This window comes from Pseudomonas sp. NPDC096925, assembly GCF_044762545.1.
Lineage (GTDB): Bacteria > Pseudomonadota > Gammaproteobacteria > Pseudomonadales > Pseudomonadaceae > Aquipseudomonas.
Genome location: NZ_JBIWEM010000001.1, coordinates 870,613 through 892,608, shown reverse-complemented (window position 1 = coordinate 892,608; position 21,996 = coordinate 870,613). Strand labels below are relative to the sequence as shown.

The following is a 21,996-nucleotide window of genomic DNA, read 5'->3' as shown; positions in this document are numbered from 1 at the left end:
CGCAAAAACGCGCATTGTCCGTCAACACCCTCGATGCAACAAGCGCAGCGCCAACTGTTACCATGGCCCATAGCCTACAACCGACAAGACCGAGCCCGAGATGAACCAACCGTGGAGCCCCGACAGCTGGCGCGCCCTGCCGATCCAGCAGCAACCGACCTACCCCGATGCCGCGCACCTGCTGAAGGTCGAACAGACCCTGGCCAGCTACCCGCCACTGGTATTCGCGGGCGAGGCACGCGAGCTGCGCCGGCAGTTCGCCGAGGTTACCGAAGGCCGCGCCTTCCTGCTGCAGGGTGGCGACTGCGCCGAGAGCTTCGCCGAGTTCTCGGCGGCGAAAATCCGCGACACCTTCAAGGTGCTACTGCAGATGGCCATCGTCATGACCTTCGCCGCCGGCTGCCCGGTGGTCAAGGTCGGACGCATGGCCGGGCAGTTCGCCAAGCCGCGCTCATCGGGCGATGAAACCATCGGCGACATCACCCTGCCTGCCTACCGTGGCGACATCGTCAACGGTATCGGCTTCGACGCGAAAAGCCGCATCCCCGACCCGGAACGCCTGCTGCAGGCGTACCACCAGGCCACTGCCAGCCTCAACCTGCTGCGCGCCTTCGCCCAGGGCGGGTTTGCCGACCTGCACCAGGTACACAAGTGGAACCTGGACTTCATCGCCAACTCGGCGCTGGCCGACAAGTACCACCAGCTGGCCAACCGCATCGACGAAACCCTGGCATTCATGCGCGCCTGCGGCCTGGACAGCGCGCCGCAGCTGCGCGAAACCAGCTTCTTCACCGCCCACGAAGCGCTGCTGCTGAATTATGAAGAAGCCTTCGTGCGCCAGGACAGCCTGACCGGCGACTACTACGACTGCTCGGCGCACATGCTGTGGATCGGCGACCGCACCCGCCAGCTGGACGGTGCCCATGTGGAGTTCCTGCGCGGCGTGCACAACCCGATCGGGGTCAAGGTTGGCCCGAGCATGAACCCCGAGGAGCTGATCCGTCTGATCGACACGCTGAACCCGACCAACGACCCCGGGCGCCTGAACCTGATCGTGCGCATGGGCGCCGGCAAGGTCGGCGACCACCTGCCGGGGCTGATCCGCACTGTCGAGCGCGAAGGGCGCAAGGTGCTGTGGAGCTCCGACCCGATGCATGGCAACACCATCAAGGCCAGCAGCGGCTACAAGACCCGCGACTTTGCACAGATCCTGGATGAGGTGAAGCAGTTCTTCCAGGTGCACCAGGCCGAGGGCAGCCATGCCGGCGGCATCCACATCGAGATGACCGGACAGAACGTCACCGAATGCATCGGCGGCGCCCGGCCGATCACCGAGGATGCGCTGTCCGACCGCTATCACACCCACTGCGACCCGCGCATGAACGCCGACCAGTCGCTGGAGCTGGCGTTCCTGATTGCCGAAACCCTCAAGCAGGTGCGGCGCTGAGCAACGCCTGGCGCAACTGGCTGCCCTCCGGGCGCGGGCAGTTCAGTTGCACCTTCTCCAGGCCCAGCCAACTGGCCAGGCGCAGCAGGTTGCCGGCCAGGGCCTGGTAACCCTCCTCGTCCAGGCCTGCGGCCTCCACATGCACGGCATGTACTGCCAGTTGCCCCTGTGCGCGCTCGGCGCGCAGGTCCACCCGCGCGCCGATGCGTTCGCGGTACAGGAACGGCAGCACGTAGTAGCCGTACACCCGTTTGTGCGCCGGGGTGTAGATTTCCAGGCGGTAGCGGAAGTCGAACAAGCGCTCGGTACGGTTGCGTTCCCAGACCAGTGAATCGAACGGCGACAACAGCGCGCTGGCCTCGATGCGCCGAGGGATACGCGGTGCGCCGGCGCAGTAGGCGAGCTGCTTCCAGCCTTGCACCTCGACCGCTTGCAGGCGGCCATCAGCCACCAGTTTCGCCAGTGCCGACCTGCCCTGCCCCGGGTCCAGGCGGAAGTAGTCGCGCAGGTCGCGCTCGGTGGCTACGCCCAGGGCGGTGGCGGCGTGCAGCATCAAGCCCTGATGCGCCTCCGCCTCGCTGGGCAATGGCTGATCGAGGATGGTCCTCGGCAGGACCCTTTCCGGTACATCGTAGAGTCGCTCGAAGCCACGCCGGCCAGCGACCGTCACCTCACCTGCGGCAAACAGCCACTCCAGCGCGTGCTTTTCCTCGCTCCAGTCCCACCAGGGGCCGGCCCGTTCTTCACGAGTGGACAGGCTGCCCGCGCCAAGGGCGCCCTGTTCGCGGACGGCGGCCAGTACCCGGGCAATCACGTCCTGGCGTTCGCGGCCAAACTGCGCGAGCTGGCGATAGATGCCACGGCCATCGGCGGCATGGGCCATGCGCCAGCGCAGCAGTGGGTACAGGCTCAGCGGCAGCAACGAGGCTTCGTGGCCCCAGTATTCGAACATCAGGCGCTGGCGGCCACGCCCCCAGGCGAGCTGGTCGAGGGTGGCAGGCGAGTAGTTGCCCAGGCGGGAGAACAGCGGCAGGTAGTGGGAGCGGATCAGGGCGTTGACCGAATCGATCTGCAACACGCCCAGGCGTTGCAGCATGCGCTTGAGTGCTGGCAGGGTCGGGGCCATTTCCGGCTGCTTGCCGAAACCTTGGGCAGAAAGGGCCAGGCGGCGGGCCTGGTTGATGGATAGCTTGAGGGGCAAGCCTGAACTCCTTGTAGTGTCTGCACTGGCCCTTTCGCGGGTGAACCCGCTCCCACAGGGATACCACTGGTCTCGGGCAATGTGGCGTTCCTGTGGGAGCGGGTTCACCCGCGAAGAGGCCAGTGATTCCACCGACAAACTTAGCCTATTTACGCAGCGGGTCATCCCAGAAATGCCGCTCGGCCTCTTGCTGGATATCCGCCCGGCTCAACCCCAGGTCGTGCAAGGTTGCGTCACTGAGGCTGGCCAGTTCCTGACGCTGGCGGTACAGCTGCAGCCAGCGAACAGGACGCTGCAGGACTGCATGCCACAGGTGGTTCAGGGAAAAGGCAGGTTGCTGGATGCTGCTGACATGACCTTTCATCGTGAAGCCCTCCGTGTTGATGGCTCCAGTCTCCTGCCAGGCATAAGATCAATCCAACGAATGTTTCTGATGCCATGCATCTCGGAGATTGATGCAATGTCCCAGTACCAGAGCCTCGACGCGGACGTGCTGCGCACCTTCGTTGCCATCGCCGAACAAGGCGGCTTCACCCGCGCCGGCGAGGTGGTCAACCGCACCCAGTCGGCGGTGAGCATGCAGATGAAACGCCTGGAAGAAGACATCCTGCAGCGCCAGCTGTTCGAGCGCGACGGCCGCCAGGTGCGGCTGACTGCCGAAGGCCAAGTGCTGCTGGGCTATGCCCGGCGCATCCTCAAGCTGCACGGGGAAGTGTTCAACACCCTGCGCATGCCGCACATGGTCGGCGTAGTACGCATCGGCACGCCGGACGACTACGCCATGCGCTTTCTGCCGAATATCCTGTCGAGCTTTGCCCAGGCTTACCCGCTGGTGCAGGTTGAGGTGCATTGCGACTCGTCCAAGCAACTGATGCTGCGCCAGGACCTGGACCTGACCATCGTCACCCGTGAGCCGGGCAACGAGATTGGCCAGCTACTGCGCCAGGAACGCCTGGTGTGGGCCGCCGCCGAAGGCTTCTGCCCGCAGGAACAGCGCCCCATGCCGGTGGCCCTGTTCAACACCGACTGCTTCTGCCGGGCCTGGACCTGCAATGCCCTGGAAGCCCAGGGCATCGACTACCGCATCGCCTATACCAGCCCGAGCCTGGCGGCGATCTTTGCCATTGTCACCGCAGGGTTGGCGGTGACTGCGCAGCTGCAGAGCCTGATTGGCGGGAATATCCGCATTCTGGGCGAGAGCGAAGGGTTGCCGCAGTTGCCGGTGGCCAATGTGATGCTGGTGCGCAGTACCCAGCCCCCTTCGCCAATTACCGATTGCATGGCCGACTACATTGTCGAAGGGTTCAAGTAACCTGGAGCTTGCCGGCGACGGGCCGCAAGGCGGCCCCAAAATCTCAAAGCTCAAACCCGAGCATCACCGCACACCCCACCAAAAACACACAGAACATCGCCCGCAACACCTTCTCCGGCAACGCATGGGCCAACCTCACCCCCCAGCTGATGCTGAGCAAGCCCCCCACCGCCAACGGAATTCCCACCCCCCAGTCAACACTGTGGTGCACCCCATAGGTCACCAGGGTCACCAAGGTACTCGGCGCCGCCAGCGCCAGCGACAGCCCCTGCGCCACCACCTGGGTGGTACCGAACACACTGGTCAGGATCGGTGTGGCCACCACAGCCCCACCCACCCCGAACAAGCCGCCCATGGTCCCGGCAAAGCTGCCCAGCACACCCAGCCACGGCCAGGCATAGCGCAACTCGGCGCTGGGAGGCGTCACCTTCATGAACATCCGCGCCACGTTCCACACCGCCAGGGCCACCAGGAAGCCGACAAAGCCCAGGCGCATGGAGTGCGCATCCAGCCCCACCGCCCAGATCGACCCCAGCCAGGCGAACACGAAGCTGCACAGCGACAGCGGCACGGCATGGCGCAGCTCGATGCGGTTACGCTGGTGATAACGCCACAGCGCCAGCAGCACATTGGGCACTACCATCACCAGCGCCGTGCCCTGCGCCAACTGCTGGTCCAGGCCAAACAGCACGCCCAACGCCGGGATGGCGATCAGCCCGCCGCCAATGCCGAACAAGCCGCCCATGGTCCCCAGGGCTGCGCCCAGCACGATATACAACAACCACTCGATCATCAGAGCCTCATCCGCCTGTACACATAATGCGAGCATGCTAACGATTGCGGGCTGGCGGGGAAACGCATAGCAGCGCACAATGGCTGTGCGTTTCTCGCAAAAGCAAGGCAGCCATGAGCCCCGATACCCTGACCGACCAGCTAAGCCTGTTCCTCGACGTGCTGGAAACCGGCAGCTTTTCTGCCGCCGCCCGCCGCCACCCGCTGACCCCGTCCGCCGTGGCCCGGCGCATCGACAACCTGGAAAACGCCGTGGGCAGCCGCCTGTTCACCCGCAGCACCCATGCCGTGCGCGCCACCCCCGCGGGCAATGCCTTTGCCGAACGGGCCAGGCGCATCATCGAGGAACTGCGCCTGGCCCGCGCCGAAGCGGTGTCGCTGAGCAATGCCCCAGAAGGCCTGATCCGCATCGACGCCCCTGCCGCATTCGGCCGCCGCCACCTGGCTCCGGCCATCGCCGATTTCCTGGTGGCCTACCCGGGCCTGGATGTGCAACTGCGCCTGATCGACAGCTTCGTCGACCTGCAGGGCAGCCACCTGGGCGAGGTCGACCTGGTGTTGCGCGCCGGCCCCCTGGCCGACACCCGGCTGGTCGCCACGCCACTGGCCTACATGGTGCGCATCGCCTGCGCCAGCCCGGCCTACCTGGCCAGCCGCGGCATACCCACCTGCCCCAGCGAACTGCCCGGGCACGATGGCCTGGACTGGGACGGCCTGGCGCCGCCATTCGCCTGGCGCTTCAACGTGGCCGGGCAAACCCGCCTGTACCGCCCCTCACGCATGCGCATGGCCGCCAACAACGCCGAAACCCTGCTGTTCGGCGCCCTCGCCGGCTTAGGCATCGCCCACCTGCCCACCTGGCTGATCAGCGAATACCTGCTGCGCGGCGAACTGATACCGTTGTTTTGCGACGGGGGCTTGCCCGAAGCGGAAACCAGCGGTATCTACGCGCTACGCCTGGAACATGAAACGAACTCTCGCAGCCGTTTGCTGCTCGAATTCCTCAAGAGCCGCTTCAGCCCGATTCCGCCCTGGGACCTGGCCTTGCGCAGTGAACTGCACGAGTAGTGCGCGCACTAATGATCAGCGCGCCAGACTTTTCCATTGATTACCTTCAAGGACCTGCATGAACGCCGACACCCAAGCCTCCTCCTGTGACGAGCTGCTGCTGGACAACCAGGTCTGTTTCGCCCTGCATTCCACCTCGTTGCTGATGACCAAGGTCTACAAACCGCTGCTGCAGGCCCTGGGCCTGACCTACCCGCAGTACCTGGCCATGCTCGTGCTGTGGGAGCGCGACGGCCTGACCGTAGGCGAGATCAGCCAGCACCTGCTGACCGACCCCGGCTCGTTGACGCCGCTGCTCAAGCGCCTGGAAAGCGAGGGCCTGCTGCAGCGCAACCGCAGCCGCGAGGACGAACGGGTGGTGCTGGTGCAACTGACCGACAAGGGCCGCGCCCTTCAGCAGCAGGCCAGGGAAGTGCCACAGTGCATCCTCAAGGCCAGTGGACGCAGCCTTGAACAGCTGCAACAGCTGCAGGCCGACTTGCTGGCGCTGCGCGAGAACCTGCAGAAAAACCTCTGACAGCTATGCTGTGCGATGGCCGTTCGGACGAGCGGTGAAGATTTATCTTGCGCGCTAACTAATTGCGCGCTAATTTAAATCCCACACCAACCCGCGCCCTCCTCCAGACGGGGAGCGCACAGCACATTAGCGAGGCTCAAGATGCAAAAGGTCACTCCGCTGTACATCGCAGAAGCAACCTCCACCGGTGGGCGCGATGGCAAATCCCGCTCCAGTGACGGCAAACTGGTTGTCAACCTGAGCACCCCCAAGGAACTGGGCGGCGCAGGCGGTGACGGCACCAACCCCGAGCAGATGTTCGCCGCCGGTTACTCGGCATGCTTCATCGGCGCCTTGAAGTTCGTGGCCGGGCAAGAGAAAAAAGCCCTGCCAGCGGATGCCTCGATCACCGCGAAGGTGGGCATCGGCCAGATTCCGGGTGGTTTCGGCCTGGACATCGACCTGCACATCAACCTGCCGGGCCTGGCCCAGGCCGATGCCGAAGGGCTGGTGGAAAAGGCGCACAAGGTGTGCCCGTACTCCAACGCCACCCGCGGCAATGTGGATGTGCGCCTGCACGTAACCGTTTAAGGCTGGCGCGATCCCCTTGTGGGCGCGGCCTTGCGCCCCATCGCGACACAAGGCCGCTCCCACAAAAACAAGAGCAAGCATCGAGAACTGCAAAAACGCAGGCATGAAAAAACCCGGCCAAGGCCGGGTTTTTTGCGTTTCACAAGAAGTATTACTTCTTGGAACGGCCTTTGAAGCTGTTGTCGCGAGTGTCGATATCGATCCACTCGTCGATCTGGATGAAGTCGGCAACCGAGATCTCGGTACCGTTCTTCAGCTTGGCAGGCTTCATGACCTTGCCCGAGGTGTCGCCGCGTGCAGCGTTCTCGGTGTAGACAACCTGGCGGCTGATGGTGGTCGGCAGTTCAACCGATACCAGGCGGCCTTCGAAGAACACGGCTTCGCAGACGTCTTCCATGCCTTCTTCGATGTACGGCAGAACGGCTTCGATGTCCTCGGCGTTCAGTTCGTACATGGTGTAGTCGGTGGTGTCCATGAAGGTGTATTCGTCACCGTTGATGAACGACAGGGTCGCTTCTTTGCGATCCAGGATCACGTCGTCCAGCTTGTCGTCCGCACCGTAGACGGTTTCGGTCTTGTAGCCGGTCAACAGGTTCTTCAGCTTGGTCTTCATGATCGCGCTGTTACGGCCCGACTTGGTGAACTCAGCTTTTTGAACCAGCCATGGGTCGTTGTCGATCCGCAGGACGGTACCGGGTTTCAGTTCTTTACCAGTTTTCATTACGAAGTATCCGAATCTGGATGGATTTATAAAAATCGAGGCCGCGTATCATAGCGAATTTCGGTAAAAGTGTACTAGCGCTGTGGCAAGGTCCGGCTGAGCGGCCTGTCGCGCCGCCCAACGCCGGGCATGCTGCCGCAGTTCTGGCCAGTGCTGGCGGGCCGCCTGCCAGGCCTGGCCCATGTCGCTGTCCATGTTCCAGGCACGCCACAGGCCAAGCAGGGCTGCATCGGCATCGCCTGACAACCCGTGTCGATAATGCGCGAGAAACGCTTCGAGCTTTTCCCAATGGGCATTCTCGTCCTGCACGTAGATGTGCCACAGCATCGGCTGCCCGGCCCACTGCGCGCGCACGAACGAGTCTTCGCCACGCACGGCGTTGAAATCACAGCTCCACAGCAACCGGTCGTAGTCGTCCTGGCTGACGAAAGGTAATACCTGCACGGTCAGCGCCCCTCGCTTGCGCACGCTGCCCACTTGCAGCGGCGCCTCGCCAAGCCACTGGCTGAGCCCCGCGACAACGCGCCCTTGCGGCACCAGCAAGTGACAAGGTTGCTCACCTGAGGCCATGGCATCGAGCCAGTTGCCCAGTTGCGGGTTTTCGTAGGCGAACAGCGACATCAGCAACGCCCCCGCTTCAGGGTTTACGCCAAGCCCCTGCAAGAAGGCCTGCCGTGCGCCCTGCTGGAACGCATCACGCCGTGCCAGCAGCGAGCCCTCGCGCAGCAGGCCACCGGTTTTTTCGGTAAAGCCGGGAAAAAAAAACACCTTGCGCAAGCCATTGGGCTGCGGCGAAGGCAAGCCATGGCAACCCTCCACCCAGTCCTCGGCACTGAGGTACTCAAGGTTCAGCCACAGCGGCGGCGTGGCGCGAGCACGCATTGCCTCTACATAAGGTGCTGGCAACTGGCAGGCGAAGGCACCAATTACCACATCAGCCGGCGCCACCGGCAACCAGGTCACCGGCCACTGGCGCACGTCCACACCGTGCTGCCACTGCTGCTGGGCGGTGGCATCGGCCCCTGGGCACATGGGCGTGAACGCATTGAGGTCATCCACCCACAGGCGCACTGCCAGCCCGTGCTCGGCCACCAGCTGCCGGGCCAGGCGCCAGGTCACGCCTATATCGCCGTAGTTGTCGACGACGCTGCAGAAGATGTCCCAGGTGGCTTTCATGTGCCCTGCCCTCGCCCGGCGGAAAAACCGCGCATTTTGCGCATAAATTGTCGCTGACAAAAGCACCTGCGCGGAAAAATGCCCAGACGCATGCGACAATGCACCCCGATCCACCTGCCAGGAAGCTGCCATGCCGCGCCACCGTGAACTGAAGATCGCCCTCAAGCCGTTGCCGTTGATCCTGTGCGTTGCCTTTGGCCTGTGGCTGGGCGCCGTGGCCATCGCCGCCAGCCTGTGGCTGGCCCTGCAACTGTGGCCACAGCAGGTACAGCCACTGGCCCAGGCCGTGGCCCCCAGCGCGTACCGGCCTGCCACGCCGCCAGCGCCAGCCCCTGTGGCGGATGCCCAGGCGGAGATGTTCGAACGCTACAAGGACATCCTGCACAAGCAGGAACTGCAACAGGCCGCCGAGGCCGCCCAGGGCAACCCGCGCAACCTCAACAGCCCCAAGTGCCAGTTCTGGCTGCAGCAGAACCGCACTGCGCCTACCGACAAAAGCCAGGCCAACGTGCTGGAGTTCTGTTACTGACCATGAACAAGCCCCACCTGCTGGCGCAGATCGTCGCCACCCTCGAGCATGACCTGGATGTGCTAACCCGCGCGGCGCAAACCGCGTACGAAGCCGCCACTGCTGAAGAGAACATCGCCGAGAACAAGTATGACACCCTTGGCCTGGAAGCCTCGTACCTGGCCACCGGCCAGGCCCGCCGCAGCGCCGAGATTCGCATGGCACTGCAGACTTACCAGCAACTGCTGCTGCGCGATTATGACCCGGCGCGTGGGGTGCAGATCAGCAACCTGGTAACCCTGGAAGACGAGGATGGCAGCCAGCGCCGGTTGTTCCTTGGGCCTGAGGCGGCGGGGCTGAAGATTGGCGAGGGGGCCGGGCTGGTGACGGTGATTACCCCGCGCTCGCCGCTGGGGCAGCAGTTGCTCGGCAAGAAGGTTGATGATGAGGTGAGCCTGGGGGCACAGGCACTATTCATAGTCGATGTTGCCTGACCGGGCCCAATCGCCGGCAATACACATCTAAAGGGTTTGCAAGGCATCGAACCGCCGCGCCAACCCCTGCTCGGCAAACTGCTCCACCACAAAGTCGATAAACGCCCGGGTCTTGCCCGGCAGCAGCTTGTGCTCGGCGAAATACAGGCTGATATACCCATCGTCCACATACCAGTCCGGCAGCACCCGCCGCAGCCGCCCGCCCTCCAGGTACGGCACGGCAAACGGCAGGCTCACCAGGGCAATCCCCAAGCCCTGCTCGGCCACCGCGCAAGCCGCATCCGAATCGCTCATGGTCATCGCCTGGCGCAACTGCAAAGGCTGCTGCACCTGCCAGCGGCTGGTCAACGGCCATGAGCGCACCCGCCCGGTCTGCGGCGAACGGATCAGGATACCGTCATGCCGTTGCAATACCTGCGGGTCGTCAATCGGCGCGTGTCGCCCCAGGTACGCCGGCGCCGCCACCAGCACCCGGTGCGCCGGGGTCAGCTTGCGCGCCACCACCCCTGGCGGCAGTTCGAAGCCACCGCCAATCGCCGCATCGAAGCCCTGGCCGATCAGGTCGACCTGACGGTTGTCGAAATGCCAGTCCGGGGTAATGGCCGGGTAGCGACGCAGGAACTCACCCAGCAAGGGCAAAACATACAAGCGCCCGAATACCGTGCCCATGCTCACCCGCAACAACCCGGCCGGCTGGCCTTCGCTGCTGGCCAGGTTAGCCACGGCGTACTGGATGGTGCGGAAGCTGTCACTGACCTCCCCCAGAAATCGCTGCCCCGCTTCGGTCAGGGTCAGCTTGCGGGTACTACGCTGGAACAACCGCACCCCCAGGCGTGCTTCCAGCTGGGCAACATGCTTGCCCACGGCAGCCGGGGTAATGCTGAGGCGCCTGGCGGCCTCGGCAAAACTGCCGACCTCGGCACTGCGGATGAAGCATTCCAACGCGTTGAACGATTCCATGGCCATGATTAGCAACCAAAGGTTTACTCTGCTAATAGTGATTGCCATCTTATCAGCAGGTAATCAAGCGCCGATACTGCGCCCATCCAAGGCATTCCGGCCTGGCTTCCAGCAGGAGATCAGCATGTCCAAACAACACACCCTCGAAGGCAAAGTCGCCCTGGTACAGGGCGGTTCCCGCGGCATCGGTGCAGCCATCGTGCGACGCCTGGCCCGCGAAGGCGCACAGGTGGCCTTCACCTATGTCAGCTCCGCCGGCCCGGCGCAGGCGCTGGTTCAGGAAATTACCGACAACGGCGGCAAAGCCCTGGCCCTGCGGGCCGACAGTGCCGACGCGGCAGCCGTGCAACTGGCTGTGGATGACACCGTGAAGGCCTTCGGCCGACTGGATATCCTGATCAACAACGCCGGTGTACTGGCGGTAGCGCCGGTGACCGAATTCGACCTGGCCGACTTCGACCACATGCTGGCGGTGAACGTGCGCAGCGTATTCGTCGCCAGCCAGGCCGCGGCCCGCTACATGGGCCAAGGCGGGCGCATCATCAACATTGGCAGCACCAACGCCGAGCGCATGCCGTTTGCCGGTGGCGCCCCCTATGCCATGAGCAAGTCGGCGCTGGTCGGCCTGACCCGCGGCATGGCCCGTGACCTGGGGCCGAAGGGCATTACCGTGAACAACGTTCAGCCAGGGCCGGTGGACACCGACATGAACCCGGCCAGCGGCGAGTTCGCTGACAGCCTGATCCCGCTGATGGCGATCGGGCGGTATGGCGAGGCGGATGAGATTGCCAGCTTCGTGGCTTACCTGGCGGGGCCTGAGGCGGGGTATGTCACTGGGGCCAGCCTGACGGTCGATGGCGGGTTTGCTGCCTGATTGAAGGGTTGCGTGTTCCGGCCTCTTCGCGGGCATGCCCGCGAATAGGCCGGCACAGGCTCTGCCACACAATGCATTGATGTAGTGCCCGACACTTTCCGATAATCCCCCCTTTACTCCTGCCCGCCACGAGAACTGCATGAACACCCCCACGCTCAGCCGTGCCCTGATCCTGCTGATGGCCACCGCCACCGGCCTGGCCGTAGCCAGTAACTATTACGCGCAACCGCTGCTGCACAGCATTGCCCAGCAGTTCGGCCTGAGCACCGCCAGCGCCGGCAGCATCGTCATTGCCGCGCAGCTCAGCTATGGCGCCGGCCTGTTGCTGCTGGCGCCGCTGGGCGACCTGTTCGAGCAGCGCCGGCTGATCACCGTAATGACCGCCATTTCCACCCTGGGCCTGGTCATCAGTGCCTGCGCACCGAGCCTGCCCTGGCTGATCCTTGGCACGGCGCTGACCGGGCTGTTCTCGGTAGTGGCGCAAATCCTCGTGCCCATGGCCGCGAGCCTCAGCGAGCCACACCAGCGCGGGCGCGCGGTCGGCACGCTGATGAGCGGCCTGCTGCTGGGCATCCTGCTGGCGCGTACCGCCGCCGGCTTCATGGCCGAGCTCGGTGGCTGGCGCAGCATCTACGTGCTGGCCGCAGTGCTGATGGCCATCACCGCCGTGGCGCTGCACCGCAGCCTGCCGCAACACCACAGCCATGCCGGGCTGAAATACCCGGCGCTGATCGGCTCGGTGTTCCGCCTGTTCTTCGAAGAACCGGTGCTGCGCCTGCGCTCGCTACTCGGCCTGCTGGCGTTCAGCCTGTTCGCCCTGTTCTGGACGCCACTGGCGTTCCTGCTGGCGAAAGGCCCGTACCACTATTCGGACGCAGTGATAGGCCTGTTCGGCCTGGCCGGTGCAGCGGGTGCGCTGTCGGCCAACTGGGCCGGGCGCCTGGCCGACCGTGGCAAGGGCTCGCTGGGTACCACCGTGGGGCTGGTGGTGTTGCTGCTGTCATGGGTCCCGCTGGGCTATGCCGAGCAGTCCTTGCCGGCCTTGCTGCTGGGCGTGCTGATGCTCGACCTGGCGGTGCAGCTGGTGCACGTGAGCAACCAGAATGCAGTGATTGCCCTGCGGCCCGAGGCGCGCACGCGGCTGAATGCCGGGTATATCACCTGCTACTTCATTGGCGGGGCATTGGGGTCATTGCTGGGCACGCAGTTGTTCCAGCGCCAGGGCTGGATGGGAATTGTGGTGGCCGGGTTGGTGATTGGCGGGCTGGCGTTACTGGCCTGGGGGTTGGCGGAGCGTAAGCGCAAGAACGCTTTGCAAGCGGCCTGAAATTTTTTATTGGATTCTTCGCGGGCGTGCCCGCGAAGAGGCCCTTAGCCATGGCGACAATGCACCGCACGACCCTCCGTCGCATGGCCGTTGACTTGCCCGCCTGGGCAGCGCTCAGTAGGCGCTGGTCAATGCCCTTTCCCTGACAGGACGACGTTATGACAAGACTCACGGTGCAATCCGGCGATTTCTTGCAAGGTGAAGGCGAGTATCGCAACGGATCGCTCACACTCAAGACCCCGCGCAGCCCCTCCCCGGGCGAGCGGATTTCTCTGGCACGCATCAGCGACCTCCGGCTGGCCAGCCTGGAATCCAGCCGTAGCCTGGGCAGTGCCCTGGGCTGGGGCATGGCCGGGGCCCTGGTAGCCGGGCCGGTGGGGTTGCTGGCCGGGCTGTGGCTGGGTGGCAAGGAAGAACAAGCTACCTTCCTGGCTACCTTCAAGGATGGGCGCAAGCTCATGGCCATTACCGATGGCAAGACCTGGTCGAAGATCGATGACAACTGGCGGCAGCACAAGCGGCCGGCCAACCAAGACTGAATATCACCGGGCCTGGATCGTTTTATGTTGAAGGCGGCTGTAAGATGCCGCCTTTTTCATGGCCTGTGCCGGCCTCTTCGCGGGTAAACCCGCTCCCACAGGAAAATCACTATCCTCAGGTGCAGTGATATCCCTGCGGGAGCGGGTTTACCCGCGAAGAGACCGGCACAGGTGTGCGCATCCAGGAGCCCCACCGCATGCCCCCGCGTCACCCTCGCCTGCCCCTGAGCCTGCTCAGCCTGGGCCTGGCCCTGCATTGCCCTCATGTGCTTGCCGAAGACAGCGTGTTACTGGCCCCGCTGCAGGTGTCCGACACCTACGCCAACGACGGCTACCAGGCACGCCAGGCAGCAGTAGGTGGCTTCCAGCCCGCGCCCCTGCTCGACACCCCTGCTTCGGTCAGCGTGTTCAGCCAGCAACTGCTGGAAGACCGCCAGGTGCGCAAGCTCAGCGAAGTGCTGCAAAGCGACGCCTCGGTGGGCGAAAGCTACGCCCCCATCGGTTACTACGAAAACTTCAACGTGCGCGGCTTCGAGCTGAATGCCGCCAGCAGCTACCGCATCAATGGCCAGACCATCGCCGGCGAGCAGAACGTAGCTCTGGAGAACAAGCAGCAGGTGGAGCTGCTCAAGGGCCTGTCCGGGCTGCAGAGCGGCGTGTCGGAGCCGGGCGGTTTGGTCAACTACGTGACCAAGCGCGCCGAAGACGTGCGCAGTATCACGGTTTCGACCAACGAACAGGGCGAACGCTACCTGGCCACCGACCTGGGCGGCTGGTTCGGCAGCGAGCGGCAGTTCGGCCTGCGCGCCAACCTGGCCCATGAAGACATCCGCTCCTATGTCGACCATGCCGATGGCAAGCGCGACTTCGCCTCGCTGGCCTTCGACTGGCAGATCAACCCGGATGCCACCCTGCAACTGGATGCCGAATACCAGCACCGCGAACAGCGCTCGGTACCCGGTTACCAGTTGCTCGGTGGCAGCGAAGTGCCCCACGGCATCGACCCGGACGACCGCCTGGCCTACCAGCACTGGGCCAAGCCGGTGCAGAACGATTCGCTGAACCTGGGCGGGCGCTTCGAGTACCGTTTCAACGAGGCCTGGACCGGGACCTTGAGTGCCTCGCGCAGCAAGGTGGTTATCGATGACTACAGCTCGTTTGCCTGGGGCTCGAGCGAAGGCGCGTTCTTCGGCAGCAATGGCGACTACGACATTTACGACTTCCGCAGCCCCGACGACACCCGCCGCACCGACGAGGCTCAGGCCATGCTCAATGGGCGTTTCGATGCGCTGGGGGTAGGGCATGAGCTGACCGTGGGCACCAGTGCACAGCGGCGCACGCTGGATCAGCGCCCCAGCTATATGGAATGGATAGGCACAGGCAACATCTACACCGGCGCGCCGGCCTTTGATCCATCCGACAAGCCCATCAGGTCTAGCGAACGTCGCCTGGACAGCCGCCAGTACGGCCTGTTCGTCAGCGACCGTATCAGCTTCAACGAGCAATGGCAGACCGTACTGGGCGCTCGTGAAGTGCGCCTGGATGAAAGCACCTGGGACGAAAACGGGGTGGCCGGCCGCCATACCCGGCAATACGAATTGCTGCCCAATGCCGCGCTCATCTACAAGCCGCAACCGGATACCACCTTGTACGCCAGCTACGCCAAAGGCCTTTCAGCCGGCGGCACGGCCCCCTGGTTTGCCAGCAACGCAGCCGAAATCCTCGCACCGACGACCTCGCACCAAGTGGAACTGGGCCTCAAGCACGACTGGCAAGGGCTGAGCTTCAGCGCCGCACTGTTCCAGATCCGCCAGGCATACCAGTACGCCCGCCCGGACGGCGCCGACAAATTCACCTACGTGCAGCAAGGCCAGCAGAAGAACACCGGCCTGGAGCTGGGCGCCAGCGGCTGGGTAACCTCGAACCTGCAGGTGCAAGCCAGCGCTGCGGCGATTCGGGCGCGGGTGCAGAACAGCGGTACCGATGCCTATGAAGGCCACCAGGCGATCAACGTGCCCAGGTTCCGGGCGGCGCTGCAGGCGGAATACACCCTGCCGGTGCCGGGGTTGGCACTGCTGGGCGGGGCGCGCTACAGCGCCAGCAAGTATGCGAGCCAGGCGGGGAGCGTGGAGGTTGGCGGGTATACGGTGTTCGATGTGGGGAGCCGCTACCGCACGCGCATCGGGGGGTATGACACGGTGCTGCGGCTGACTGTGGATAACGTGTTCGACAAGCGTTACTGGCGCGATGTGGGGGATTACCTGGGGGATAACTACCTGTTCCAGGGAGCGCCGCGGACGGCTCGGCTGTCGGCTTCGGTCAGCTTCTAGATTTTTTGGGGCGCCTGTGGGAGCGGGCGCGTCGAGGCGTCGAACCGCCGCGAACACCGGCGCAGCCGGTGCCATACATCGCGTCGCTTTCTTCGCGGGCGTGCCCGCTCCCACAGGGATCGCGCCAGCCCAGAAAAATGAGACCAAAAGGCCCTTAAAACAAAAAGCCCCCGGCTTTTCAGCTCGGGGGCTCTTCGTAGAATGTGGCGGTGAAGAAGGGATTTGAACCCTTGATACGATTTCTCGTATACACACTTTCCAGGCGTGCTCCTTCGACCACTCGGACACTTCACCGTTTCTCTTCAAGCCTTGCAGCCTGTCGAGGTGCGCTAATTTAGTGAAAGACATTCCCTTTGGCAAGCATTTTTTTCAATTTTTTCATGCATTTGCATTTGAGCCCCGGCGTACGCTGACCGACCGGTCAGCCTTACTGCTTTACCTCGCCCCCGGCGCTGGGTAACGTCGTCGCCACGCCAACAAAAGGACTCTGCCATGAGCGAGCTGATTACCTACCACGCCGAAGACGGCATCGTTACCCTGACCCTGAACAACGGCAAGGTCAACGCCATCTCGCCAGACGTCATCGCTGCCTTCAACGCCGCGCTCGACCGCGCCACCGAAGAGCGCGCAGTGGTGATCATCACCGGGCAGCCAGGCATCTTGTCAGGCGGCTACGACCTCAAGGTGATGACCAGCGGCCCCAAGGAGGCGATCAGCCTGGTCACCGCCGGCTCCACCCTCGCCCGCCGCCTGCTGTCGCACCCGTTCCCGGTGGTGGTCGCCTGCCCGGGCAACGCCGTGGCCAAGGGTGCCTTCCTGCTGCTGTCTGGCGACTACCGCATTGGCGTCGAAGGGCCATACAAGGTGTGCCTGAACGAAGTGCAGATCGGCATGACCATGCACCATGCCGGCATCGAGCTGGCCCGCGACCGCCTGCGCCGCTCGGCCTTCCACCGCTCGGTGATCAATGCCGAGGTGTTTGACCCGCAGGGTGCGGTGGATGCCGGCTTCCTCGACAAGGTGGTGCCGGCCGAGCAGTTGCAGGATGCGGCACTGGCGGCGGCGCGAGAGCTGAAGAAGCTGAACATGCTGGCGCACAAGAACACCAAGCTGAAGGTGCGCAAAGGGTTGCTGGAAGCGCTGGACAAGGCGATCGAGCTGGACCAGCAGCATATGGGCTAGCCGGACCGGCCTCTTCGCGGGTAAACCCGCTCCCTCAGAAGTCTCGCTTCACCTGTGGGAGCGGGTTTACCCGCGCAGAGGCCGGAACAGGCTTACACCAGGGTTTGCCCCGACCAGTGCACATCCGTACACTGCCCGGCGACTGTCTGGTGTGAGTCGTACCATGCTTTATTCACTGCGCATGTTCCTGCTGGCGCTGCATTTCCTTGTGGTTGGTGCCCTGGGCCTGGTCATTGGCCTGTGCCGCCCCTTCAACCCCGACAACAGCCGCGTGTTCGCCCGCCTCTACAGCTTGCCGGCCACCTGGCTGATGCGAATCAGGGTCAAGGCCGAAGTCGGCCCGCTGTGGGACCAGCCGCCCGGCTGCGTGATCGTCGCCAACCACCAGTCCAACTTCGACCTGTTCGTGCTGGGCCAGGTGGTACCGCAACGCACCGTGGCCATCGGCAAGAAGAGCCTGGGCTGGATCCCGCTGTTCGGCCAGTTGTTCTGGCTGGGCGGCAATGTACTGGTCGACCGCAAGAACGCCTACCAGGCACGCAAGGCCATGCAGAAGACCACCCGGGTACTGCAGGACGACACCTCGATCTGGATTTTCCCCGAAGGCACACGCAATGCCGGCGAGCATCTGATGGCATTCAAGAAAGGCGCCTTTCACATGGCCATCGAGGCTGGCGTGCCAATCGTGCCGGTGTGCGTCAGCCGCTATGCAGGGCGCCTGAGCCTGAACAGCTGGCGCCAGCGCACGGTGATCGTGCGCTCGCTGCCACCGATCGCAACGGCGGGCATGACCCTGCAGGACCTGCCGGCGCTGATCGAACAGTGCCGGGGGCAGATGCAGCAATGCATCGACCGCATGGAAGGGGAACTGGCCAAGTGCTAGGTTGCTCTTGAGCCCACTACGGCCCAAGCTGTAACCCGTGTCCAACCGGAATAAGCGAACAACCATGGGTCGAGTCGTGGCATCGGCGGTTTACAGCGCCGGCAGAAAGGTCACCAACATCAGCATCGATGAAGGCAGCGAGTGGGCGCGCAAGCCGGGGCACTTCGTGTGGATCGGCCTGGAAGAGCCCAACGCCGAGGAACTGGCCAACCTGCAGTGCCAGTTCAACCTGCACGAACTGGCCATCGAAGATGCCCTGGAGAAGCACAGCCGGCCCAAGCTGGAAACCTTCGGCGACGCCCTGTTCATCGTCACCTACTCGCCGGTGCGCCACGAAGGCAAGCTGGAGTTCATCGAAACCCACATCTTCGCCGGCAACGGCTACATCATCACCTGCCGCAACGGCCACTCCAAGTCCTACGCCCTGGTGCGCCAGCGCTGCGAGGCGCGGCCGTTGCTGCTGGAGCACGGCGAAGACTTCGTGTTGTACGCCCTGCTCGACTTCGTCACCGAGAACTACCAGCCGGTCAGCGAGGCCATTCATGGCGAGATCGAAGAGCTGGAGCAAAGCGTGCTTGGCGGCTCGCTGCAGGAAGACGATATCCGCCGCCTGCACAGCTTGCGCCGCGACATCCTGCGCCTGCGGCGCTACGTGGCGCCGATGGTCGAGGTGAGCGAGGAACTGCAGCGCCTGAGCTTCCCGTTCATCGACAAGAACATGCGCCCGTACTTCCGTGATGTGCAGATCCACGTGACGCGGCAGATGGAAGACCTGGCCGGCATCCGTGACATCGCCAGCCAGACCATCGAGATCGGCATGCTGCTGGAGTCGTCACGGCAGAGCATCGTGCAGCGCAAGTTCGCGGCCTGGGCAGCGATCCTGGCGTTCCCCACGGCAATTGCCGGGATTTACGGGATGAACTTCCAGAACATGCCGGAGCTGGGGTGGCACTATGGGTATTTCGGGGTGCTGGGGTTGATTGCGATGGGGTGTTCGGGGTTGTATGCCAGCTTCAAGAAGTCTGGCTGGCTTTGAGATTGCCGGGGCCGCTCTGCGGCCCCGCGCTCTCACGCCGCGTCGTGCTTGCTCACCGGCTGCTGGATAAACCGCAACATCCACTCCCCCACCAGGTCGCCCTGGTGCTCGGTGGCCAGGCTGGCCACGGCCTTGTGGTACACCTCATCACCCAGATGCTCCTGGCGCGCATCGAGCAACGCGCGGGAGTAGTCATGCACGAACTCCGGGTGCCCCTGGAAGCACAGCACCTGGTCACGAATGTGGTACGCCGCGTTCGGGCAGAAATCGCTGGAGGCAATCACCGTGGCGCCTTCCGGCAGCTCGGTCACCTGGTCCTGGTGACTGATCAGCAAGGTCAGCTCCGAAACCTCCGGGTCCATCCACGGCGCATGGGCCGCCAGCGAATAGCGGTGGATACCCACGCCCCAACCCTGCTCGGCACGTTCGGCCTTGCCACCGAGGGTCAACGCCAGCAACTGATGACCGAAACATACCCCCAGCAGCTTCTCGCCACGCTCGTATAGCTTCAGCAGATAGGCCTTGAGGGTCTGGATCCATGGGTCGGTACCGAACGAATCGGCCTTGCTGCCCGTCACCAGGTAGGCATCGAACACTTCGTCGTCGGCGGGGTAATCGCCGTTCATCACGTTGTACACACGAAATTCGGCGGCGATCGGCTGACGCGAGAAGAGCTGCTCGAACATCCTGCCGTAGCCCTGGTACTGCGCCGTCAACTCCGGTCGCAGGACATCGGTTTCAAGGATGCAGATGCGTAACGACATAGGGATAGTCCTGAACGACATGGGTGGGAATCTGCTGTAGAGACTGACGCGAAAGGCACGTACAAGCAAGTAGGCCGCACTGACGAACGGTCACATTTCGTCGGTGCCCTGCTGGCACTTGCGCCACCGTCTAGCGAGAGCATGCCAGCCAGCTGGCACTTGGCCTCATAGCCAAACGAAATCAACGGACCACAGCATTAGAAGAAAGGGTTCTCAAACATGGATGACGCACACCCTACTGTTGGTTGTATATCCACTTTCAAGAGGCAAGCAGTTCAGGCGTCACGCAACGCCACTGCGATCGACCCGAAGCGCGACAGGGAAGCCAACGGGTATTCAGGAATAACAACAAGAAGGCGGTCCGCCATGTTCAGACAATCGAAAATTCGCCAAGCTGGGCTCATTCTCTTCGCCACGACTTTGCTGCTGATCCTGCCGAACCTGACACGTTTGTTCGGCTGACTGCCGCTGTGGCGCCAACAGGCAACGCACAGGTAACCTGCTGGCCTTGATGGTCGGAGATTACCCATGCGCCACTGCCTTGCACTGTTAGTGTTGCTCCTGAGCCTGCCGCTGTCGGCGGCGCAACTGCACCTTGAACTGGGCGCCACGACGCGCCAGTGGAGCAGTGCCGAACTGCTCGACCACCCGCAGGCCCGGGACATCAGCATCGACCAGGACGTTTCCTACAAGCGGCCCATGCACTATCGGGCGATGCCGTTGGCCGTGCTGCTGGAAGGCGTGAGCGCCAGCGACCACCTGCAGGCGGTGGCGCTGGACGGTTTTGCCGCCGAAATGCCCGCCGCGCCACTGTTGCAGCACGGGCCGGCACAGGCCTGGCTGGCGGTGGAGGACCCGGGCAGACCATGGCCGGCACTGGGCCAGGGCAAACCGAGTGCAGGGCCGTTCTACCTGGTGTGGACTGCGCCGCAGGCCAGCGGCATCCGCCCGGAGCAGTGGCCGTTCCAGATTTCCACGATTCGCAAGCTGGCTTCAGTCGAAGCGCGTTTTCCGGCACTGCTACCCAACCCGAAACTGCCGGCCGACAGCGCGGTGCGCCGGGGTTTTGCCCTGTTCCAGCAGAACTGCCTGGCGTGCCACCGGTTGAACGGCGCGGGGGATGCGCAGCTGGGGCCGGACTTGAATGTGCCGCATAGCCCGACCGAGTACTTCCAGCCTGAATATCTACGCCAGCTGATTCGTGACCCGCAGAGCCTGCGGCAGTGGCCGCAGGCGAAGATGCCAGGGTTTGCAGAGAGTGTTTTGAGTGACCCGGAGCTGGATGAATTGCTGGCTTATCTGAGACATATGGCTGGGCGTAGGCCTTGAGGGCTGTGCTTGCTTCTTCGCGGGCTTGCCCGCGAAGAAGGCAACACAAGACTCTCAGGCTATGGGCCGCTCCTGCTTGACCCCCCACCCTTCCACCTCACCACCATAAGGTGTCACCAGCTGCTCGAAGGTCTCTTCGAAGTCACCAATCCCGCCATGGGTGGCATACATGACCTTGCTCAGCTCCAGATGCCAGGCACCGTCGCCCAGTTCCTTCACCTGGGCATTCAGCGATTCACCGCGAAACTGCCCGGCCGCGCGGCGGGCCCCTGCTTCGTCGGGGAATATGGCGTAGAACTCGATGGGGTGGATCTGGGTGAAGTCGAAACCGCCTGCTTTCATCTGGCGCAGGACGTTGCTGCTGATATCGTCGTTCTGGCTGCTCATGAAACGTCCTCCTGAATAATGCGATGGATAGACTTTCCGTGCACTACGCACCTGCCGGCAGCGGCCGGGCAGTTCGAGCTGATGCAAGACGCGAAGGGATGCAGTGCCAACCCGCAGAATAGGCTGGTACCTTCATGCAGCGTAGTGCCTGCCAGGGCGCCACGCAAACGTGTGGTTCAGGGTGTTTCGTGGATGCTGGTGATGGTCACGCCGCTCTGTTCCTTGAGCCAGCGAGCGGTGGGGGAAACGGCGCGGTCCTGAAAGTCGTTGAGGTCCAGCTCGTCCATCACCGGGAACAGGTGCGAACGGATGGCCCGCGCGGCATCCTCCTCGCTGGGGCACTGGTCGCCACGCAGCGTCAAGGTGGTGAGGACGCCTTTCTGGTCGGCAAAGATGACTTCCCACTCTTTCATTGAACGAACCCTCTCAGTCAACGAACACCGGGTGTGTGATGCCTGAAACAAGTGACCTTGGGGTAGGGAGAATGTTCAGTCTGGGGATTTGTGTCGGGCCCATTCGCGGGCACGCCCGCTCCCACAGGGTCACCACAAGGTTCGAAACCTGTGCTGTACCTGTGGG

Annotated in this window: 25 protein-coding genes and 1 tRNA gene; 16 read left to right on the top strand and 10 right to left on the bottom strand. The window is 63.6% G+C overall.

All coding sequences use genetic code 11. The features are described 5' to 3' along the window. Positions 1-100: 100 nt before the first annotated feature. Complete coding sequence (locus tag ACIQYU_RS04370) at positions 101-1,447, top strand: class II 3-deoxy-7-phosphoheptulonate synthase (RefSeq protein WP_207832273.1); 1,347 nt, start codon at positions 101-103, stop codon at positions 1,445-1,447. Here ACIQYU_RS04370 and ACIQYU_RS04365 read toward each other — a convergent pair. Together ACIQYU_RS04365 and ACIQYU_RS04360 are read right to left on the bottom strand one after the other, a co-directional pair. Next, positions 1,428-2,648 carry a DNA glycosylase AlkZ-like family protein gene (locus tag ACIQYU_RS04365; protein WP_333957503.1) on the bottom strand — a complete coding sequence of 407 codons (1,221 nt, stop codon included), beginning with the start codon at positions 2,646-2,648 and terminating at the stop codon, positions 1,428-1,430. The genes ACIQYU_RS04370 and ACIQYU_RS04365 overlap by 20 nt on opposite strands. Before the next feature lie 145 nt (positions 2,649-2,793). Further along, positions 2,794-3,012 (bottom strand): DUF1127 domain-containing protein, encoded by a 219-nt coding sequence (locus ACIQYU_RS04360; protein ID WP_063911691.1) that lies wholly within the window; start codon positions 3,010-3,012, stop codon positions 2,794-2,796. A gap of 96 nt (positions 3,013-3,108) precedes the next feature. Between ACIQYU_RS04360 and ACIQYU_RS04355 the strand changes: the two genes are divergently transcribed. Beyond that, positions 3,109-3,960 carry a LysR substrate-binding domain-containing protein gene (locus ACIQYU_RS04355; RefSeq protein WP_233687170.1) on the top strand — a complete coding sequence of 284 codons (852 nt, stop codon included), beginning with the start codon at positions 3,109-3,111 and terminating at the stop codon, positions 3,958-3,960. 43 nt (positions 3,961-4,003) lie between these two features. Here the strand turns inward: ACIQYU_RS04355 and ACIQYU_RS04350 are convergent, their stop codons facing one another. Beyond that, the gene (locus tag ACIQYU_RS04350) at positions 4,004-4,753 is read right to left on the bottom strand and encodes a sulfite exporter TauE/SafE family protein (RefSeq protein WP_402798365.1); all 750 of its coding nucleotides are present in this window, start codon (positions 4,751-4,753) and stop codon (positions 4,004-4,006) included. A gap of 113 nt (positions 4,754-4,866) precedes the next feature. On the opposite strand from ACIQYU_RS04350, the gene ACIQYU_RS04345 reads away from it, so the two are divergent. From ACIQYU_RS04345 to ACIQYU_RS04335, 3 genes are all read left to right on the top strand, one after another. After that, on the top strand, positions 4,867-5,820 hold the full coding sequence (locus tag ACIQYU_RS04345; protein WP_207832277.1) for a LysR family transcriptional regulator: 954 nt from the start codon (positions 4,867-4,869) through the stop codon (positions 5,818-5,820). A gap of 58 nt (positions 5,821-5,878) precedes the next feature. Then, positions 5,879-6,337 (top strand): MarR family winged helix-turn-helix transcriptional regulator, encoded by a 459-nt coding sequence (locus ACIQYU_RS04340; RefSeq protein WP_063911689.1) that lies wholly within the window; start codon positions 5,879-5,881, stop codon positions 6,335-6,337. A gap of 141 nt (positions 6,338-6,478) precedes the next feature. After that, entirely contained in the window at positions 6,479-6,907 is a 429-nt protein-coding gene (locus ACIQYU_RS04335) for an organic hydroperoxide resistance protein (RefSeq protein WP_063911688.1), read from the top strand. Positions 6,908-7,058: 151 nt separating this feature from the next. Here the strand turns inward: ACIQYU_RS04335 and efp are convergent, their stop codons facing one another. Both efp and earP read right to left on the bottom strand, forming a co-directional pair. Next, the gene (efp, locus tag ACIQYU_RS04330; RefSeq protein ID WP_013971530.1) at positions 7,059-7,628 is read right to left on the bottom strand and encodes an elongation factor P; all 570 of its coding nucleotides are present in this window, start codon (positions 7,626-7,628) and stop codon (positions 7,059-7,061) included. 48 nt (positions 7,629-7,676) lie between these two features. Continuing rightward, complete coding sequence (earP, locus tag ACIQYU_RS04325; protein ID WP_233687171.1) at positions 7,677-8,804, bottom strand: elongation factor P maturation arginine rhamnosyltransferase EarP; 1,128 nt, start codon at positions 8,802-8,804, stop codon at positions 7,677-7,679. Between the two features lie 130 nt (positions 8,805-8,934). Between earP and ACIQYU_RS04320 the strand changes: the two genes are divergently transcribed. Further along, entirely contained in the window at positions 8,935-9,333 is a 399-nt protein-coding gene (locus tag ACIQYU_RS04320) for a hypothetical protein (RefSeq protein ID WP_233687172.1), read from the top strand. Between the two features lie 2 nt (positions 9,334-9,335). Beyond that, entirely contained in the window at positions 9,336-9,806 is a 471-nt protein-coding gene (locus ACIQYU_RS04315; RefSeq protein WP_207832284.1) for a GreA/GreB family elongation factor, read from the top strand. A 27-nt stretch (positions 9,807-9,833) separates the two neighbouring features. Here the strand turns inward: ACIQYU_RS04315 and ACIQYU_RS04310 are convergent, their stop codons facing one another. Continuing rightward, positions 9,834-10,772 carry a LysR family transcriptional regulator gene (locus ACIQYU_RS04310; RefSeq protein WP_241106394.1) on the bottom strand — a complete coding sequence of 313 codons (939 nt, stop codon included), beginning with the start codon at positions 10,770-10,772 and terminating at the stop codon, positions 9,834-9,836. A 118-nt stretch (positions 10,773-10,890) separates the two neighbouring features. On the opposite strand from ACIQYU_RS04310, the gene ACIQYU_RS04305 reads away from it, so the two are divergent. From ACIQYU_RS04305 to ACIQYU_RS04290, 4 genes are all read left to right on the top strand, one after another. Then, on the top strand, positions 10,891-11,640 hold the full coding sequence (locus ACIQYU_RS04305) for a 3-oxoacyl-ACP reductase family protein (protein WP_233694394.1): 750 nt from the start codon (positions 10,891-10,893) through the stop codon (positions 11,638-11,640). 139 nt (positions 11,641-11,779) lie between these two features. Beyond that, complete coding sequence (locus ACIQYU_RS04300; RefSeq protein ID WP_207832287.1) at positions 11,780-12,967, top strand: MFS transporter; 1,188 nt, start codon at positions 11,780-11,782, stop codon at positions 12,965-12,967. Between the two features lie 158 nt (positions 12,968-13,125). Further along, complete coding sequence (locus ACIQYU_RS04295; RefSeq protein ID WP_207832289.1) at positions 13,126-13,506, top strand: hypothetical protein; 381 nt, start codon at positions 13,126-13,128, stop codon at positions 13,504-13,506. 197 nt (positions 13,507-13,703) lie between these two features. Further along, positions 13,704-15,836, top strand: a complete 2,133-nt coding sequence (locus ACIQYU_RS04290) for a TonB-dependent siderophore receptor (protein WP_402798358.1) — start codon at positions 13,704-13,706, stop codon at positions 15,834-15,836. 204 nt (positions 15,837-16,040) lie between these two features. Here the strand turns inward: ACIQYU_RS04290 and ACIQYU_RS04285 are convergent. Continuing rightward, positions 16,041-16,130: transfer RNA gene (locus tag ACIQYU_RS04285), tRNA-Ser, on the bottom strand. Positions 16,131-16,328: 198 nt separating this feature from the next. Between ACIQYU_RS04285 and ACIQYU_RS04280 the strand changes: the two genes are divergently transcribed. The 3 genes from ACIQYU_RS04280 (at position 16,329) to ACIQYU_RS04270 (ending at position 18,937) form a co-directional block, all read left to right on the top strand. Then, the gene (locus ACIQYU_RS04280; RefSeq protein ID WP_015269365.1) at positions 16,329-17,018 is read left to right on the top strand and encodes a crotonase/enoyl-CoA hydratase family protein; all 690 of its coding nucleotides are present in this window, start codon (positions 16,329-16,331) and stop codon (positions 17,016-17,018) included. A 163-nt stretch (positions 17,019-17,181) separates the two neighbouring features. After that, positions 17,182-17,901 carry a 1-acyl-sn-glycerol-3-phosphate acyltransferase gene (locus ACIQYU_RS04275; protein WP_207832293.1) on the top strand — a complete coding sequence of 240 codons (720 nt, stop codon included), beginning with the start codon at positions 17,182-17,184 and terminating at the stop codon, positions 17,899-17,901. Positions 17,902-17,965: 64 nt separating this feature from the next. After that, positions 17,966-18,937 carry a magnesium and cobalt transport protein CorA gene (locus tag ACIQYU_RS04270; protein ID WP_207832295.1) on the top strand — a complete coding sequence of 324 codons (972 nt, stop codon included), beginning with the start codon at positions 17,966-17,968 and terminating at the stop codon, positions 18,935-18,937. Positions 18,938-18,969: 32 nt separating this feature from the next. On the opposite strand, the gene ACIQYU_RS04265 is transcribed toward ACIQYU_RS04270, so the two are convergent. Continuing rightward, the gene (locus ACIQYU_RS04265) at positions 18,970-19,701 is read right to left on the bottom strand and encodes an amidotransferase (protein ID WP_063911677.1); all 732 of its coding nucleotides are present in this window, start codon (positions 19,699-19,701) and stop codon (positions 18,970-18,972) included. 219 nt (positions 19,702-19,920) lie between these two features. On the opposite strand from ACIQYU_RS04265, the gene ACIQYU_RS04260 reads away from it, so the two are divergent. Together ACIQYU_RS04260 and ACIQYU_RS04255 are read left to right on the top strand one after the other, a co-directional pair. Continuing rightward, positions 19,921-20,163, top strand: coding sequence for a hypothetical protein (locus ACIQYU_RS04260; protein WP_128637193.1), 243 nt, complete (start codon positions 19,921-19,923; stop codon positions 20,161-20,163). A 66-nt stretch (positions 20,164-20,229) separates the two neighbouring features. After that, positions 20,230-21,030, top strand: coding sequence for a c-type cytochrome (locus ACIQYU_RS04255; RefSeq protein WP_402798355.1), 801 nt, complete (start codon positions 20,230-20,232; stop codon positions 21,028-21,030). A 54-nt stretch (positions 21,031-21,084) separates the two neighbouring features. On the opposite strand, the gene ACIQYU_RS04250 is transcribed toward ACIQYU_RS04255, so the two are convergent. Together ACIQYU_RS04250 and ACIQYU_RS04245 are read right to left on the bottom strand one after the other, a co-directional pair. Next, positions 21,085-21,417: a ribonuclease E inhibitor RraB gene (locus ACIQYU_RS04250; protein WP_063911675.1), complete on the bottom strand. Its 333-nt coding sequence runs from the start codon at positions 21,415-21,417 to the stop codon at positions 21,085-21,087. Between the two features lie 176 nt (positions 21,418-21,593). Continuing rightward, the gene (locus ACIQYU_RS04245; protein ID WP_207832299.1) at positions 21,594-21,830 is read right to left on the bottom strand and encodes a hypothetical protein; all 237 of its coding nucleotides are present in this window, start codon (positions 21,828-21,830) and stop codon (positions 21,594-21,596) included. Between the last annotated feature and the right edge of the window lie 166 nt (positions 21,831-21,996).

What these genes read in the sequence shown, in the direction of transcription:
- ACIQYU_RS04300 (WP_207832287.1), top strand. Translation starts at nt 11,780, where the DNA reads ATGAACACCCCCACGCTCAGCCGTGCCCTGATCCTGCTGATGGCCACC.
- ACIQYU_RS04305 (WP_233694394.1), top strand. Translation starts at nt 10,891, where the DNA reads ATGTCCAAACAACACACCCTCGAAGGCAAAGTCGCCCTGGTACAGGGC.
- ACIQYU_RS04245 (WP_207832299.1), bottom strand. Translation starts at nt 21,830, where the DNA reads ATGAAAGAGTGGGAAGTCATCTTTGCCGACCAGAAAGGCGTCCTCACC.
- ACIQYU_RS04335 (WP_063911688.1), top strand. Translation starts at nt 6,479, where the DNA reads ATGCAAAAGGTCACTCCGCTGTACATCGCAGAAGCAACCTCCACCGGT.
- ACIQYU_RS04275 (WP_207832293.1), top strand. Translation starts at nt 17,182, where the DNA reads ATGCTTTATTCACTGCGCATGTTCCTGCTGGCGCTGCATTTCCTTGTG.
- ACIQYU_RS04255 (WP_402798355.1), top strand. Translation starts at nt 20,230, where the DNA reads ATGCGCCACTGCCTTGCACTGTTAGTGTTGCTCCTGAGCCTGCCGCTG.
- ACIQYU_RS04355 (WP_233687170.1), top strand. Translation starts at nt 3,109, where the DNA reads ATGTCCCAGTACCAGAGCCTCGACGCGGACGTGCTGCGCACCTTCGTT.
- ACIQYU_RS04370 (WP_207832273.1), top strand. Translation starts at nt 101, where the DNA reads ATGAACCAACCGTGGAGCCCCGACAGCTGGCGCGCCCTGCCGATCCAG.
- efp (WP_013971530.1), bottom strand. Translation starts at nt 7,628, where the DNA reads ATGAAAACTGGTAAAGAACTGAAACCCGGTACCGTCCTGCGGATCGAC.
- ACIQYU_RS04340 (WP_063911689.1), top strand. Translation starts at nt 5,879, where the DNA reads ATGAACGCCGACACCCAAGCCTCCTCCTGTGACGAGCTGCTGCTGGAC.
- ACIQYU_RS04280 (WP_015269365.1), top strand. Translation starts at nt 16,329, where the DNA reads ATGAGCGAGCTGATTACCTACCACGCCGAAGACGGCATCGTTACCCTG.
- ACIQYU_RS04260 (WP_128637193.1), top strand. Translation starts at nt 19,921, where the DNA reads ATGGATGACGCACACCCTACTGTTGGTTGTATATCCACTTTCAAGAGG.
- ACIQYU_RS04360 (WP_063911691.1), bottom strand. Translation starts at nt 3,012, where the DNA reads ATGAAAGGTCATGTCAGCAGCATCCAGCAACCTGCCTTTTCCCTGAAC.
- ACIQYU_RS04290 (WP_402798358.1), top strand. Translation starts at nt 13,704, where the DNA reads ATGCCCCCGCGTCACCCTCGCCTGCCCCTGAGCCTGCTCAGCCTGGGC.
- ACIQYU_RS04320 (WP_233687172.1), top strand. Translation starts at nt 8,935, where the DNA reads ATGCCGCGCCACCGTGAACTGAAGATCGCCCTCAAGCCGTTGCCGTTG.
- ACIQYU_RS04310 (WP_241106394.1), bottom strand. Translation starts at nt 10,772, where the DNA reads ATGGCCATGGAATCGTTCAACGCGTTGGAATGCTTCATCCGCAGTGCC.
- ACIQYU_RS04315 (WP_207832284.1), top strand. Translation starts at nt 9,336, where the DNA reads ATGAACAAGCCCCACCTGCTGGCGCAGATCGTCGCCACCCTCGAGCAT.
- ACIQYU_RS04295 (WP_207832289.1), top strand. Translation starts at nt 13,126, where the DNA reads ATGACAAGACTCACGGTGCAATCCGGCGATTTCTTGCAAGGTGAAGGC.
- ACIQYU_RS04345 (WP_207832277.1), top strand. Translation starts at nt 4,867, where the DNA reads ATGAGCCCCGATACCCTGACCGACCAGCTAAGCCTGTTCCTCGACGTG.
- ACIQYU_RS04350 (WP_402798365.1), bottom strand. Translation starts at nt 4,753, where the DNA reads ATGATCGAGTGGTTGTTGTATATCGTGCTGGGCGCAGCCCTGGGGACC.
- ACIQYU_RS04265 (WP_063911677.1), bottom strand. Translation starts at nt 19,701, where the DNA reads ATGTCGTTACGCATCTGCATCCTTGAAACCGATGTCCTGCGACCGGAG.
- ACIQYU_RS04250 (WP_063911675.1), bottom strand. Translation starts at nt 21,417, where the DNA reads ATGAGCAGCCAGAACGACGATATCAGCAGCAACGTCCTGCGCCAGATG.
- ACIQYU_RS04270 (WP_207832295.1), top strand. Translation starts at nt 17,966, where the DNA reads ATGGGTCGAGTCGTGGCATCGGCGGTTTACAGCGCCGGCAGAAAGGTC.
- earP (WP_233687171.1), bottom strand. Translation starts at nt 8,804, where the DNA reads ATGAAAGCCACCTGGGACATCTTCTGCAGCGTCGTCGACAACTACGGC.